16 protein-coding genes are annotated in these 14,402 nt (G+C 62.2%); 11 read left to right on the top strand and 5 right to left on the bottom strand.

All coding sequences use genetic code 11. From position 1 onward, the window contains the following. The 5 genes from VEK15_24795 to VEK15_24775 form a co-directional block, all read right to left on the bottom strand. Positions 1–770: cation:proton antiporter (locus tag VEK15_24795; protein ID HXV63941.1), on the bottom strand; the 770-nt coding region annotated here is incomplete at its 3' end. Between the two features lie 212 nt (positions 771–982). Further along, entirely contained in the window at positions 983–1,651 is a 669-nt protein-coding gene (locus VEK15_24790) for an outer membrane beta-barrel protein (GenBank protein HXV63940.1), read from the bottom strand. Next, a complete protein-coding gene (locus VEK15_24785) occupies positions 1,648–3,090 on the bottom strand; it encodes a hypothetical protein (protein ID HXV63939.1) in 1,443 nt (480 codons plus the stop codon). The genes VEK15_24790 and VEK15_24785 overlap by 4 nt, the downstream gene beginning before the upstream one ends. Positions 3,091–3,201: 111 nt before the next feature. Then, complete coding sequence (locus VEK15_24780; GenBank protein ID HXV63938.1) at positions 3,202–3,696, bottom strand: hypothetical protein; 495 nt, start codon at positions 3,694–3,696, stop codon at positions 3,202–3,204. A gap of 10 nt (positions 3,697–3,706) precedes the next feature. Next, positions 3,707–4,234, bottom strand: a complete 528-nt coding sequence (locus VEK15_24775; GenBank protein ID HXV63937.1) for a hypothetical protein — start codon at positions 4,232–4,234, stop codon at positions 3,707–3,709. A 117-nt stretch (positions 4,235–4,351) separates the two neighbouring features. Here VEK15_24775 and VEK15_24770 point away from each other — a divergent pair, with 117 nt between their 5' ends. From VEK15_24770 to VEK15_24720, 11 genes are all read left to right on the top strand, one after another. Then, a complete protein-coding gene (locus VEK15_24770; GenBank protein HXV63936.1) occupies positions 4,352–6,169 on the top strand; it encodes a BTAD domain-containing putative transcriptional regulator in 1,818 nt (605 codons plus the stop codon). A gap of 103 nt (positions 6,170–6,272) precedes the next feature. Next, positions 6,273–6,809, top strand: coding sequence for a DinB family protein (locus VEK15_24765; GenBank protein ID HXV63935.1), 537 nt, complete (start codon positions 6,273–6,275; stop codon positions 6,807–6,809). Between the two features lie 409 nt (positions 6,810–7,218). After that, the gene (locus VEK15_24760) at positions 7,219–7,980 is read left to right on the top strand and encodes a hypothetical protein (protein ID HXV63934.1); all 762 of its coding nucleotides are present in this window, start codon (positions 7,219–7,221) and stop codon (positions 7,978–7,980) included. A gap of 327 nt (positions 7,981–8,307) precedes the next feature. Further along, complete coding sequence (locus VEK15_24755; protein HXV63933.1) at positions 8,308–8,625, top strand: type II toxin-antitoxin system RelE/ParE family toxin; 318 nt, start codon at positions 8,308–8,310, stop codon at positions 8,623–8,625. Beyond that, complete coding sequence (nadS, locus tag VEK15_24750) at positions 8,622–8,918, top strand: NadS family protein (protein HXV63932.1); 297 nt, start codon at positions 8,622–8,624, stop codon at positions 8,916–8,918. The genes VEK15_24755 and nadS overlap by 4 nt, the downstream gene beginning before the upstream one ends. Before the next feature lie 203 nt (positions 8,919–9,121). After that, entirely contained in the window at positions 9,122–9,289 is a 168-nt protein-coding gene (locus VEK15_24745; protein HXV63931.1) for a hypothetical protein, read from the top strand. A gap of 41 nt (positions 9,290–9,330) precedes the next feature. Further along, positions 9,331–9,594, top strand: coding sequence for a DUF4160 domain-containing protein (locus VEK15_24740; GenBank protein HXV63930.1), 264 nt, complete (start codon positions 9,331–9,333; stop codon positions 9,592–9,594). Beyond that, positions 9,591–9,833 carry a DUF2442 domain-containing protein gene (locus tag VEK15_24735; GenBank protein HXV63929.1) on the top strand — a complete coding sequence of 81 codons (243 nt, stop codon included), beginning with the start codon at positions 9,591–9,593 and terminating at the stop codon, positions 9,831–9,833. Before VEK15_24740 ends, VEK15_24735 begins: the two co-directional genes overlap by 4 nt. A gap of 204 nt (positions 9,834–10,037) precedes the next feature. Then, complete coding sequence (locus tag VEK15_24730; protein ID HXV63928.1) at positions 10,038–11,045, top strand: methyltransferase; 1,008 nt, start codon at positions 10,038–10,040, stop codon at positions 11,043–11,045. A 165-nt stretch (positions 11,046–11,210) separates the two neighbouring features. Beyond that, entirely contained in the window at positions 11,211–12,422 is a 1,212-nt protein-coding gene (locus tag VEK15_24725; GenBank protein HXV63927.1) for a P1 family peptidase, read from the top strand. A gap of 387 nt (positions 12,423–12,809) precedes the next feature. Further along, positions 12,810–14,306, top strand: a complete 1,497-nt coding sequence (locus VEK15_24720) for an AlkA N-terminal domain-containing protein (protein ID HXV63926.1) — start codon at positions 12,810–12,812, stop codon at positions 14,304–14,306. The last annotated feature ends 96 nt before the right edge of the window (positions 14,307–14,402 follow it).

Genomic DNA, 14,402 nt, shown 5'->3' with positions numbered 1-14,402 from the left:
AAGAGTTTTCCGTAATTGCCGATGATGAGTCCGGCGACGACGACGGCGATCACCCCGGAGAGATGCAGCACCTCGGCGACCACGAAGCTCCCGAATACCAGCACGACCGTCAGCGTCACTTCGAGCAGGTGGTCGTCGAGGCGTTTCATGAGCCGGTAGCAGGCGTATCCGAAGATGAAGCCGATTCCGGCTCCACCGGCGCAAACCTTCGCGAACGAGAGCCCGATTCCGAGCGCGCTGGGCTCCGCCCCCTCGTAGAGGACGGCGAAGAGGGCTCCGAACAGCACGACGCTGGTTCCATCGTTGAACAGACTCTCCCCCTCCATGAGCGTCTTGAGGCGCTTCGGCGCTCCGACCTCGCGAAAGATGGCGAGCACCGAGATGGGATCGGTCGCCGCGACCATCGCACCGAACAGGAGCCCCTTCAGCCAGGGCATTTCGAGCGTGACGTGGAGCATCCCGCCCACGAGCAGAGTCGCGAGCACCAACCCGGGAAGGGCCAAGACCGCGATAGGAAGAACGTCTTTCCGCAAGTCGTCGAGCTCCATGTGCAGCGCGCCCTGAAAAAGGAGGGGTGGAAGCACGATGAGAAGCACGAGCTCCTTGCTGAGATGAACGGACATGGTAATGGGAAGAAAGCTCACGCCGATGCCGACGAGGACGAGCGCGGTGGTATAGGGCACGTGGATGCGCTTGACGAGGACGGCGACGAGCGACGCCACGCTCAGGATCAGCAAGAGGTCTTCGAGGACGACTTCCGTCTCTGACATGCTTTGTTCGATTCTCGCGACGGCGAAAGGTGAAGATGGCTGCGGCGGAACTCGGGCTCGAGCCAATCAAGCGCCGATCTCATCGAACGCGCCCGCCCCGAGACTAATCTCTTGTGAGAGATTCTATGATACTGACGGGGAACAGTCATCGCAACACGGCGAGACACGGGATGTCGGTCGGACGGCGAGAAACGAGCCGTTTGTCCCGTTGCTCAGAAGACGAAGAAGAACCCGACGGTGGCGTTTGCCTGATAGACGAGATCCGCCTCGATGGAAACGAGGCAGCCGCCGGGAAGCGAGCAGAAAAAGCCGCCTCTCGTGTTGAGAAACGTGGGCCAGACGCGGCCATCGAGCCGAAGACCGACGCGGTTCGAGAGGAACGTCTTGACCCCTCCCCCGAATCCGATCGAAAAGCGCCATTCGTCGCCGAACTCCGCCGGAGCCGGATCGAATCGCGTCGCCCCTACCGTCAGGGCGAAATAGGGGCGCAGGCTTTCCTCGCTGAATTCCACCGTTCCGCCAAAATGGAAGTATTCGATCGAGAGACCAGCGCTCACCTGGGTCGGAGAGAACGGATCGCTGCTACGGAAGCTCAGAACCGTGTCCTGACGGTCGTAGAGAAGCTGGATCGTCGCGTCGGGGCGAACGCGCAGGTCGACGAAGACGCCGTAGCTCGTATCGGCGTCGACGTCGAGCCGCCCCGGGAAGGAGGTCACGCCTCCACCGACCTGATACCCGAAAAACGGCGAGATCTCGACGCGCTCCTGCGCCGATGCGATGCTCGCAGTGGATACGGTGGCCAGCAGGATCGCGGCCGTCCGGGCGTTCATCACCCTGCTCGTGCTCAATGCCGTGGCGGGACTCTCGAGATGACGTCTCATGGGACGGCGTCCAGGGACTTCAGCCACCCCTCGAGCACCGGGCGAGTGTCGACTCCTGTGGCCTCCGCGAAGATCGCCGGGAGCTCGTCGATCTCGAAAGCCCTCTCGGTCTTTCGCGACCAGGACACCAGATGCCTGAGCGCGTCACGCAGCCGGTATTCGCCGCGACTCTCACGACGGAGGTGCTCGTCGATCGCGGCGGCCATGAGCCCTCCGCGGGAGAACACGGTTCGGCCGGTACGAAAGTCCTCCGAGTACCGCGTCGACGCTACCCGAGAGAGCTCGACGAGAGGCATCTGGCGAAGGAAGGCGGGAGCATCGACCACGCTCTGGCGAAAACGCCGCTCGACGAGGAGCTCTCGGTAGGCTCGGGCCTCGTCAACCGGAAGGCCGTCGGCAATCGCTTCGATGGCCGCGTATTGCGCGAACCCCTCGCTGAACCAGATCGTATCGAGGACCGGAGCGAGCTCCCAGGTGAACGGGTAGTAACCCTTGCCGTAGGCGCGCTTCGGAATCCAAGCGTGCGAGAAATGATGGGCGAAGTTGTAGAGCACGCGCGAACGATCGGAATCGGAGGAGCTCGCGGTGAGGCCGGCGTCGCTCGCGAGGTAGAACGTAGCGCTGTCGAGGTGCTCCATGCTGAAGCCGTAGCGATGGCGTTCGGACAGTGGCGCGAGGAGCTCCTGCAGCACGGTGTAGTGTGGAAACGGGGCCTCGCCGAAGTAGTCGATGGTCCGGCGAAGGGCCTGCTCCGCCAGCTCGGCGAGGAGCGTCACATCGGTCGCTCCCTCGGTGTACAGGGCGAAGTACGACGGTGGCTGAGTTCCCAGTTCCCGAACCTCGAGCTTCGGACCGGCGACGACCTGGGAATCGGCGAGCGCGTAGAAATCTCGCGCCGAGGCCATGTCACGTCCCGTTGGAAGCGGCAGCCGAGGGGCGAGCGTCGTCAGAAGCGGCCAGCTGGCCGGTACTTCGAGCTCGAGGCGGATGGCTCTCCCCTCGAGGCCTTCGACGTAGCCGAAGATGGAGTACCCGAGGAGGCTCAAGTAGCCGGGTCGCACTTTCGAGGAGTCGGAGGCGGCTACGACGTCTCGCTCCATCCGGGCGATATCCACGTCGTATTCGATCCGGGCGACGGCGGAATCCGCCACTCCAAGAATCCACCGCGGTCCCTCGCCTCTCTCGACCGCGATTGCGGAGCCGCTGGCCGCAAGGGCGCTAACCGAGGTAACGAAGCGGTCGAAAGGCTGCTCGCCGTAGCCCATGGGAATGGCGCGAGGGATGACGAAAATCCGCGATCCGACGACGACCGAAGGCAGATCGATCCGGACCGACACCCGCTCCGGTCGGGACTCACGGTAGGTGAGCTTGTACGAGATCTCCTCAGGCGCCGCGGATTGCGCCAGCGAGACTGCCAGAGCCGCGCTCAGAACGAGCATCGCCGTACAGGATAGTCCGGCAAAGCCCGACTCGGCCAGCGCCGCCGGCGCGAGACGGTCCGGAGCGATGACCGTTACTGTCGACGCGAACGCATCGCTCCGGAACCGTCGCTATGGAGCGCGGCGTTTCAGCGTCATCAAGCGCGAATGCTTCTCTTCCCTCTGGCCGACTAAGTCGAGCTCGATCCGGTCCTCGCTCAGGAAACGAATCTGGAGCTCACGCATATGATAGGCGTCGGGCGACGATAGATTGGTGATGTCGACGAACTCGAACTTCAACACGCCCGTCGCATCGTCATAGTCGGCCGCCTTCAATCTCGGCTGATTCCCCGCAAAGCAGTAATGAGTGACCCGCAAATCCTGTCCGTCCATATGGTAGAAGCTCGCCATCGGCCCCACTCCCCGGATCTCCTCGACGAGGGTCTCGTTGCCTCCGGTCAGGCTGTAGACGACGTAACGATCTTCCGTACCCTCGACATCCCAGGTGCCGACCAGCGACTTCAGGCGTTCGAAAGCGGCTCGAAAATCCTGGGAGTCGCTGCCCGTGCCGCTTTCCGCGAGGGACAGGAACAGGGTCGACATCAAGACGAAAAACACCCGATTCATGATGCCTCCCTCACTTCCTCGAGAGCCGGATCGTAACCGGCTGCTCTTCGCCTTTTTCGAGACCGTTGAACCGGATCTGGAGTCGATCTTCACCGAGAAACCTGATCTCGATTTCCCGGGTGTAATAGGCGTCGGGCGCGGAGACGTTCGAGACGTCCACGAAGTCGAACTTCAGGAAGCCCTCTTCGGGGCGGTAGCTCACGGCCTTCATCCGGGGTTGGTTCCCAGCGCCGCAGTAGTGGGTCACCCGGAGATCGTTCCCGTCCATGTGGTAGACGCTCGACATGCTACGGAACCGCTCGATCAAGGCCGAGTCGTTTCCCGTCAGCGAGTAGGTCAGGGTCTCGTTCTCCCCCTCGACCTGCCAGGTGCCCGCGAGGCTCTTCAAGCGCTCGAAGGCGGAGGCGGCATCGGGAGCGGCGGATGAGACGCCGGAAGCCACGCACGTCGACATCAGCATCAACCCGATCAGGACACCGACTCGGCGTGGCCGCCGCTCGGCTTGTGAGAGCACCCAATCAATCGAATCTTTCTTCACCGTTACACCTCCTCGAGCGCAATCTAGCGTGGTCGAAATCACCTGGCCGTTTCGGCAGGCGTTGCGAAAAGCGTTGCGAAGCTCAAAAGTCCTTATCCCGCGAGCTAGGATGACATCATGGCCCGGCTCGAGCTGCGTTTCTTCGGCGCCCCGCGGATGCTCCTCGATGGACGCCCGATCAAGCTCGACCGCCACAAGGCCGAAGCGCTTCTCGCCTACCTCGTGGTCGAGGCCGGAGAGCACCGCCGCTCGGAGCTTGCCGTGCTCTTGTGGCCGGAGCATCCGCCCGCGCGAGCTCGAGCCGCCTTGAGGCGCACCCTCTTTGCCTTGTCCGAGGCCATCGGCAGGGACTGGCTGGAGGGGGATGGGGGCTCGATGGCCTTTTGCCGAGGCCGTTCGGTCTGGGCCGATGTGATCGCCTTCGAAGAGTCGTGGACCCGGGCCTCCGGTCACCCGCACGGGCCGCGGGACGCCTGCGCGGCTTGTATCGACGAGCTGTCGAGAGCGGTGGCTCTCCAGCCCTCCGATTTTCTCTCCGGGCTCGCTCTGCGCGATGCCCCTCGCTTCGACGACTGGCAACGTATGGAGGCGGAGCGGCTGAGAGCGCTTCGCGCCGAGGCTCTCGAGGGGTGCGTCCGGTTTCACACGGAACGGGCCCAGGTCGACGAGGCCCTCGCGTTCGCTCGAGAGTGGGCTTCACAGGATCCGCTCGACGAGAAGTCCCATGAAGCCATGATGAAGCTCCTCGTTGCCGGTGGAAGACGCGGGGCCGCCATCCGACTCTACGAGGATTACGCGCGCCGTCTGGAGGACGAGCTCGCCATCGAGCCACCCGAGTCGATGACCGCGCTCTGCCGCCAACTTCGATTACGCCGCGCTCCCGGGAGAAATGGCGCCGTCGAGCTCTCCAAGAATGAATCCGAGGGCAGTGTTTCCCGATCCGATGGCCTGGACGTCGCCATCGCCCGGTGGAAGAGCGCGTGCCACCTGGGCGACGCGAGGGCGCTCGACGGAGCTCTCGACTCCTTTCATCGCCGCCTCGACCAGGGCGGACTCTACGAGGAGGGAAACGTCCTCTTAGAGCTGGCTCTGGGAGCGGTGGCGGATGCACCCCTCGTGGGACGCGTGCTCGCGCGCCAGGGTGTGCTCTACTCCTGTACCGGCCGCCTCGAGAAGGCGCGGGCGCTTCTCGAGGAAGGATTACGCCTGGCGCCTTCGGCAGGCAATCCCCTGGAGCTCGGCTATTGCCAGAACCGTCTCGGCTACGTGCTCTTCGCGCTCGGACATCGCGACCGAGGCCTGCGCCTCGTCAGACTGAGCGTCGAACGGTATCGCGAGGCAGAGAGCACCTCCGGCCTTTCTTGGGCTCTCAATGTGCTGGGTCATTTGTCCATCGGCGGCGAGCGGGCCCTGCCCCTCCTCGCCGACTCCCTGGATCTTGCCAGGAGATCGAGCGACGAGCAGCGAATCGCGAGCGTGCTCAACAGCCTCGGAAAGGAAGCTCTCGCTCGCGAGGAGTTCGCGCGCGCGCGGCCTCACCTGGAGCAAAGCCTCGAGCTGCGACGCGATCGTCGCCATCGAATCGGGATCGCCGATACGCTGAACAACCTCGCGAGCGCCTTTTTGGGTTTGGGGCGGGCCAGCGCAGCGACCCGAGCGATCGAGGAAGCGCTCGACGTCGCCCGATCGATCGACGCGCGACCGCTGCTCGTCGAGATCCTGCTCGGAAAGGCCCTTATCCGCCGAACCGAAAGGCAGCTGGAGCGCGCCGCCGAGCTCGCCTCCTCCGCTCTTCACCTTCCCGGGGGTTGGAGCGACGGCAAGGATCGCGCGAGGACCGTGCTCGCCGAGCTCTCTCGCGAGCTTCCCGCCAGGTCGTTGGCCGAAGCGGTGGAGAGAGGTCGGGCACTCGAGAGCTTTCCTGTGGGTCCGTGACCGGTTCTCCCCGTACGCGGTTTGCTCTCAGACCGTTCGCAACGCTCCAGTGTCGGCTCGCACGCTAGGCTCTCTTTAGACATTATCAAGATGGAGAAACAAGATGAAGTTCGATCTCGACCGCTCGCTCGAAGTCCTCGAGCGCACGCCGCGAACGCTGTCGACGCTCCTCGAAGGACTGTCCACGGAGTGGCTGTCCCGCGACGAGGGCCCCGACACGTTCAGCCCGCGCGATGTCGTCGGCCATTTGCTCCACGGCGAGGAAACGGATTGGGTTCCGCGAATCCAGATCATCCTCGAAGAAGGGACGGCGCGAGCGTTCACGCCGTTCGACCGGTTCGGATTCCGTGAGAAATACCGGGGTCAGCCACTTTCCGCGCTCCTAGAGCGATTCGCCGGGCGCCGCGAACGAAACCTAGCGTACGTCAAGAGTTTGAATCTCGACGCTTCGAATCTGTCGAAAGAGGGCCGTCATCCCGAATTGGGTCGTGTTACCTTGCGACAGCTCCTGGCGACTTGGACGGTCCACGATCTGGCGCACCTGCGCCAGATCGCGCGCGTAATGGCCAAGCAGTACCGCGAGGAAGTCGGCCCTTGGGAACGCTACTTTCGAGTGCTCCAGGAGTTACCTCAGTCCTAGACTGCAACCAAGATCCTCAAGAACATTTGTACACCATCGGCAGCAGCTTCTACTTGCGAAGAAGCCCCTTTTCCTTCTGCCGTCACGATTCAACAACTTACGAAGGCCTCGCCTAATGGCGCGTCCTGGCTAGCTTCCACTCCCCGACCAACGTCCGGTTGACGTCCTTTGGCCCCGCGACGCGTGGGCGTACAATCCAATTCAGGATGCTCGCTGCGCTACCGGACACCGTTCTGCAGTCTTATTTCGCCGAAGCTCGCGGCCCGACTCCATCCAGAGCGTTTCGTGGAGGTTTGCGCATGGGAGCTTCGCAGTCCCAAGAAGTATCGAAGGGGCCGCCCCTGCGATACTTTCCGGCAACAGGTCGCTTGAACAATAGTCATTTGGCTTCCCACACTTCGGCGCTTTCATGAAGCGAGCTGACGAGGAGTATTGCAAGGACACCTTTTCGACATTCTTGGCGCGTCACTTTGCGGGCAGCCAAGTTTCGTGGAGCGAAGTACCGCAAAACGAAGAGCCTCCCGACTACTACCTGACGATCGACGGTAAACGTTATGCCGTAGAGGTCACCTCCCTGATTGACGACGTGATCATCGGGGAGTCGGTACGAATGTCCAACGTTGGCGCGCGAAGGTCGCTCGTCACGCTGTGCGAAGATATGAAGCGGAATCTCGCTGAGCGTGGCTTGCTCTTCGGAGCCCACGTGATGACCTTACAGCCAATCGAGGGACTAAGGGATCTACGTCCCCTTATCGAGAAAAGGGTGATTGAGTACGTCCAGCGCACGAGATTTGAGAAAGCCGCCGCCCGCGAGGTTCTTGTTAGGAAAGGGCGCGCTCGAATTGCGATTCAGAAACACCATGACCAATCCGACCAGCTGTACTGGGTAATCTCGGGTGGTGCAAAGTGGGAAGGTCAGATGCGACACGACATCGCGCGTCTCCTCGAGGAGGCTTTGCGCGACAAGCGGCGGAAGTTGCGGGAGGTTGAAACGCCGATAATCCTCCTCCTTTTGGATCGATATCACCATGGCAGCGCTGAAATGTGGAAGGATGCGGCCGACGACAGCGAGTTCGGCGGGTTTCAAATTGTTGCAAGGATCTGGCAGGATGACACGATGCTTCTTCATTCGTCCTCCAGTTGGCCTTGGGATACGGAATACGCCATATAACTTGCTCTTCATCTCTGCTGGCACCGAGGAGCCACGTATCGCTTCTCCCGTGGTGTGGCTACAGGGCCTTGCTTGGATCCCGAAAGTACCCCAGCCTCGAACTTGAGTACCACATATTCCCAGGTGAGACTCACCTCTCTGTTATTCCCGCGACGATCAGTCGAGGGCTCCGGTACTTGTACGGCGACGTTCCTTAGGAGGGCAGCTGCCGCCTAACACCGCATGCAGCCGACGGCGCCGCGGCTGATGCGTCACGTTTATCCGGATGCTTCCTCCACGGTGGAACCCACCGTTGATCGACTGTACGTCATTGACGTATAGTTATACGTGCGCTTCGTTGAGACCCCGGTTTTCACACGGGAGGTAACGGAGCTCCTCTCCGATGACGAGTATCGGGGCCTCCAACTGGCGCTGCTTTTTCGGCCGGAGCAAGGACCGCTGATCCCCAAAAGCGGCGGACTCCGCAAGCTTCGGTGGAAGAGAGGCGGTGCAGGCAAACGCGGCGGACTGCGGGTGATTTACTTCTGGGACAAAGACGGAGACACCATCTACATGCTGCTGGTCTTTCCGAAGAGTGAACAGGAAGACCTCACGCCCACCCAGCTCCGGATTCTAAGTAAGTTGGTACGAGAGGAACTGAAGTGAAGAAGAAGGACTTCAACAAGCTAGTTGCCAGCATCAAGCAGGCGGGCAAGATCAAAAAAGGAAAGCTGAAGCCAGGGCGCGTCTTCCACTTTGAGCCGGCGGACATCAAAGCGGTGCGGGAGAAACTGAAGGTATCTCAATCCGAGTTTGCGTTAATGATTGGCGTCAGCGTATCGACCCTTCAAAACTGGGAGCAGGGTCGAAGGCAACCCGAGGGTCCCGCAAGAGCCCTGTTGAAGGTAGCGGCGGAGAATCCTGAAGCGGTGGCTGAAGCGCTCCGACGCGTGGGTTGAACCGAGGAACCGGATAACTTGGCGCTGCAGCGGACGGCACCGAGCTTTCGGGCCACGGCACGTCGATTGCTCGGAAGCCTTCCTCTTCAGGGGCGACATCGTCGTTTCGCCGCTGAACGCCGGTGTTATGCCCACTCCAGTCCGCACTTGAGAAACGACGTCGCACGTGGGAACGTAGAGTCATGAGTCGCGGAGCAAGAAGCGTGCTTGACGCCTTTGAAGCGCTGCCCGCCGAGGAGCGGAAACAGGTCCTGGCGGAGCTGATTCGCCGGGCGGCGTCCCGCGACTTCGAGCCGCTCCATGACGAGGATTTGACGGCGGCAGCGGATCAGATCTTTGTGGAGTATGATCGGAGCGAAAGCGAGAATTGAAACAGCCTCACTTCGTTGCACGTGGGCGCTAGAATGAAGATGTGCCTGAGCTGAGTCGTTTTCTTGGGATCGTGATTGCGATGTTCTACCGAGATCACGAGCCAGCTCACTTTCACGCCGTTTATGGGGAGTATGAGATTACCGTCGGTATCGAGGATGGTGTGGTTAGGGCGAGTTTCCGCGCCGAGCCTTGCGGCATGTTCTGGAATGGTACGAGCTTAACAAGCAAGCGCTTCTCGACAATTGGCAGCGCGCAAAGGATCGCCAGCCGCTTCAGCGGATTCCGCCATTGGAGTAAGACATGATACGAGTCACAGAAGCGACGTGGGTTCGGGACCACGTCTTGCGCCTCCGTTTCAGTGACGGTGCTGAGGGGGAGATCGACCTAGGGGAGGAGCTTGAAGGGCCGGTCTTCGAACCTCTGCGGGATGTTAGTGGCTTCAAGCAGTTCCGCGTGCACCCTGAGCTTCACACTGTCGTCTGGCCAAACGGCGCAGACTTCGCTCCGGAGTTTCTCCACAGCCGAGTCACCGTCACGGCATAACATCGACTTGCAGCGGTCGTGGCCCTTTCCCAACCGACATGGCGAAAGGAATGAAGCAACGCAGCCTTCGTTTCGATCATTGCCGCTTCCATAGGACTGGCCACGCCGCTGAAGCCGGGCGTTGGGCCGATAGAGTCCGAGCAACCCGTCGCACCTTGGCGCCAAGTGAATATGAGATCCTGAGGAAGAACTATTCCTGAAACCATGACGCGAATGAGCGCACCCACGCCGCAAGATCAGATTCTGGGGATCGTCAACAACTACTGGCAAGCCTGTTGCGTGGGTGCCGCCGCACAACTGGAGATTGCCGATCATCTCGCCGGCGCTCCCTTGCACGTCGATGTTCTCGCCGAGCGCAGCAAGACGCATGCTCCCAGCCTCTACCGGCTGCTGCGGGCGCTGGAAAGCATCGGGATTTTCACCCAGACCTCCCCACGCGTATTCGCTAACACTCCTCAAAGCGAATGCCTGCGCCGCTACGCAGAAGGCTCGCAGTGGGCCTGGGTCCGCATTACCCTCTGTCCGGACTCTTTTCCCGTCGACGGTTGGCGCGGACTGATACTGGCATTGCAGAACGGGCGCACAGGCGTTGAACAGGTGCGCGGATGCACCGCCTGGGAGTGCCTGCGAGCCGATCCGCAACAGAGCGCCTTCTTCAATGCAGCGATGCGGGACCTGAGCGCCTCCATGACTCCCGCCGTAACCGGATCGTACGATTGGAGCCAATTTCCGGTGATCGCCGATATCGGAGGCGGGATCGGTTCTCAATTGTCCAACATCCTGGATGCACATCCGTCCTGCCGGGGGATTCTTTTCGACCAGCCCCACGTAGTGGAGCAAGCGATTCAGCATGACCGTATGGAACGCTTCGGTGGCGACTTCTTTGCAAGCATCCCGGTGCAAGCCGACGCCTATTTGCTGCGATGGGTCATCCATGACTGGGCCGACGACGAAGCGGTCGCCATTCTTCAGAACGTCAAAAAGAACGCCCGGCCCGGTGCGCGATTGCTGCTCGTCGAGTGGGTCATCACGGAGACCGCCGAGTTCGACACGGGAAAGTGGATGGACATCAATATGCTGGTGAACGCCGGCGGACGCGAGCGTACGGCTAGCGAATTCCGCGAGTTGTATAATCGTGCCGGCTTTGAACTCGAGAAGATCGTCTCCACGCCCTCGCCTCTGAGGCTCATTATCGGGAAGGCGCGAGCGTAAGGGCTGCTATGAACGTCGCTCGGCCCAACAATGGCATGGAGCGACGGCGCAAAGAACGCGCCGCGGCTCATGCTGAACGCTTACACGCACCGAAGGTCGACCCTCGGTTGTATGGAAGTGAGGACCGGAATGCGAAGAGCAACGACGTCGGCTTTCTGTGCACTCGTGCTACTGGTCGGTGCTCACGTCTTCGGCCAAGCCCGGCCGCGCGCCCGCGATTTGGGCATTCCCTTTGAGGGCTCTCCAGGCTCACTGAATTCGATCACCGACGTCGCGGGAGTCGAAGTTGGCTACGCCACGATAGTACGCGGCGACGGCGCGCTGCGCAGAGGTGAAGGGCCCGTTAGAACTGGTGTGACCGCGATCCTTCCTCGCGGAAAGGCCAATCGCGACCCGGTGTTTGGCGCCTGGTTCACCTTGAACGCGGCGGGCGAAATGACGGGGACAACGTGGCTCGAGGAGCGCGGATTCCTGGAAGGCCCAATCCTCATCACCAACACCCACAGCGTGGGCATTGTGCGCGACGCCGCGATCGACTGGATGCTTCGAAACGGCTGGACGTTCAGTTGGATCACGCCTGTTGTCGCCGAGACTTACGATGGTGATCTGAATGACATCAACGGCTTCCATGTCACGAGAGAGCATGTGTTCAGCGCGCTGGACGGCTCGAGAGGCGGCGCCATTGCCGAGGGCAACGTCGGTGGCGGGACGGGAATGGTGTGCCATCAGTTCAAGGGTGGAACCGGAACCGCCTCGCGACGAGTACCGACGCAGACGGAGACATTCACCGTCGGCGTCTTGGTGCAGTGTAATTACGGGTCCAGAGGAATACTGCGAGTGGCGGGAGTTCCGGTCGGCACTGAGATTCGCGACTTGCTTCCTTGCTTCGTACCGACGCCAGGTGTTCCGGAGAAACCGGCTTCCGCACGATGTTCGGAGAGCCGCGCGAGCCTGGGTCCTAATCTCAATCCAACGTCGAAAGACTCTTCGCCCGGTGACGGCTCGATTATCATCGTGGTCGCTACTGACGCACCGTTGCTGCCGCACCAACTGCAGCGCCTGTCAAAGCGGGCCGCACTTGGTATCGGGCGAATGGGGGGCATAGCGAGCAACGGATCCGGCGACATCTTCGTCGCCTTCTCGACCGCGAACGCCTCAGCGGATGTTGCTGGCGTGGCGAACGTCCGGATGCTGGGCAACGCTCAATTGACTACCCTCTTCGAAGCCACGGTTCAGGCGACTGAAGAAGCCATCACCAATACGCTCATCGCGGCAGAAACGATGACCGGGGCCGATGGATTTCGTGTGTTTGGGGTCCCGCACCAACGTCTGCAGGCGATCATGGAGAAGTACAACCGGCTCGTGAAGGCGCATTGACCCGATGTGGGGCGTCTGAACTCGGCTTGGAGCCGACGCGCCTGTTGCCCCAGCGACCCACCAGGAACCGATTCTTGCACCTTTCGGGTAGCCCCAACGGCGAGCAGTAGCAAAGCAAAATCACATCTTCAACTTGCACGTTCGGGCGACGTTCGTCGGCCTTGATTGGCTCGACAGATCGGCGACTTGTGCAGCCTCTGTCGGCAGGTTCATTGGTTCGCCTGACGGGCCGCCATCCGCTGTAGGCGGCGGTCCCCCTCGCCTCCGCACTGACCGTCCTGATCTTTCGAACCCTCGGCCGTTCCGAGCTGACGTTTGATCGGTGCCGGATTGTCGATGTCCGAAATCCGCGAGCGCGAGGCTGTCCGGCGTGAGATGATCTCCCCCATGGAGACACTCGATCTCGAAGCCTGTTATCGCGCTCTCCAGACCCGAGATGCGAGATTCGACGGCCGTCTGTTCGTGGCGGTGACTTCGACCGGGGTGTACTGCCGACCCATTTGCCCCGCTCGCACACCGAAGCGCGAGAATTGCCGGTTCTTCGCTTCCGCCGCGGCGGCACAGGAGGCGGGCTTCCGGCCGTGTCTTCGCTGCCGTCCGGAGACCGCGCCGGATCTCGCCTCGTGGCGCGGCACGTCCAACAGCGTGTCCCGCGCCCTCGCTCTCATCGCCGACGGCTGTCTCGACGGCGGAGAAGGGGGCGTCGACGAGCTTGCCGAGCGGGTCGGTATGAGCGGCCGCCAGCTCCGCCGCCTGTTCCACCAGCACCTGGGGGCGTCGCCCATCGCCGTCGCCCAGACCCGGCGGGTGCTCTTCGCCAAGCAGCTCGTCCAGGAAACGCGGATGCCGTTGTCGGAGATAGCGCTCGCAGCGGGTTTCGGGAGCCTCCGGAGATTCAACGAAACGTTCCGCGAGCTCTTCCGGCGCCCGCCGAGCGCGATGCGAAAGCGCACGACGGAAGCTCCGCGTGGCTCGGTGGCCGAGGCCGGGGTAACGCTCCGTCTCCGGTACCGGCCGCCCTACGACTGGAGGGCGATGCTCGATTATCTCGAAGCCCGGGCAATCGAGGGCGTCGAGGCAGTTTCCGAAGGAGTCTATCGTCGGACGGTTTCTCACGAGGGACACTTGGGAACGGTTGCCGTCCGTCACGAGCCGGCGCACGACAACCTCGCGGCCTCGATTTGCTTTCCGTCGGTGAGGGCTCTTCCAGCGATCCTCGCTCGCGTGCGCCGGGTCTTCGACGTGGGCGCCGACATCGAGACCATCGACGCGCATCTGTCTCAGGATCCCCTGCTGGCACCGCTCGTCGCGCTCCGGCCCGGCTTGCGGGCACCGGGCGCGTGGGATGGCTTCGAGCTGGCGGTGCGCGCGATCCTCGGCCAGCAGGTATCGGTGCAGGCGGCTCGACGGCTCGCGGGCCGATTGGTGGCACTGTGTGGAGAGACGCTACCTGAATCGGATGGATTATCGCTTGCCTTCCCTACGCCCGAGCGTGTGATGTCCACCTCCCTCGAGACGCTCGGTATGCCTTCCGCGCGCCGTGCAGCGCTCCATGCGCTCGCGGAAACAGCGGTCATGGACCCTAGCCTCTTTCGAACGTTCGGGACGATCGACGAGGCCATCGGGCGTCTTCGCGCAATTCGCGGAGTGGGAGAATGGACCGCTCAGTACATCGCGCTCCGCGCCCTGCGAGAACCGGATGCCTTTCCTGCTTCGGACGTCGGACTGCTTCGCGGAGCGGCCCAGGCGGGCGCCCGACCCACGCCGGCGGAGCTCTTGGAGCGAGCCGAGCCCTGGCGCCCCTGGCGGGCTTACGCGGCGCAACACCTCTGGGCCGCGGATGCGAGACCGAGCGCGCGGGCGCGAGGGGTGCAGCCCACCTGAGTCCTTCGTTTCGTCGATTTGCAGTGGGCTGAAGCTTCCGTCCGAGACAGCATGAAAGCCTTGCTCGCCTCCATTACAATCACGGCATGGCAACCG

The organism is Vicinamibacteria bacterium, assembly GCA_035620555.1.
Lineage (GTDB): Bacteria > Acidobacteriota > Vicinamibacteria > Marinacidobacterales > SMYC01 > DASPGQ01.
This window is presented reverse-complemented; position numbering and strand designations above follow the sequence as displayed.

Bases quoted from the DNA above. Each gene is read 5' to 3' on its own strand.
- VEK15_24790 (HXV63940.1), bottom strand. From the start codon at position 1,651: ATGAGACGTCATCTCGAGAGTCCCGCCACGGCATTGAGCACGAGCAGG.
- VEK15_24785 (HXV63939.1), bottom strand. From the start codon at position 3,090: ATGCTCGTTCTGAGCGCGGCTCTGGCAGTCTCGCTGGCGCAATCCGCG.
- VEK15_24780 (HXV63938.1), bottom strand. From the start codon at position 3,696: ATGAATCGGGTGTTTTTCGTCTTGATGTCGACCCTGTTCCTGTCCCTC.
- VEK15_24770 (HXV63936.1), top strand. From the start codon at position 4,352: ATGGCCCGGCTCGAGCTGCGTTTCTTCGGCGCCCCGCGGATGCTCCTC.
- VEK15_24765 (HXV63935.1), top strand. From the start codon at position 6,273: ATGAAGTTCGATCTCGACCGCTCGCTCGAAGTCCTCGAGCGCACGCCG.
- VEK15_24760 (HXV63934.1), top strand. From the start codon at position 7,219: ATGAAGCGAGCTGACGAGGAGTATTGCAAGGACACCTTTTCGACATTC.
- VEK15_24735 (HXV63929.1), top strand. From the start codon at position 9,591: ATGATACGAGTCACAGAAGCGACGTGGGTTCGGGACCACGTCTTGCGC.
- VEK15_24730 (HXV63928.1), top strand. From the start codon at position 10,038: ATGACGCGAATGAGCGCACCCACGCCGCAAGATCAGATTCTGGGGATC.
- VEK15_24720 (HXV63926.1), top strand. From the start codon at position 12,810: ATGGAGACACTCGATCTCGAAGCCTGTTATCGCGCTCTCCAGACCCGA.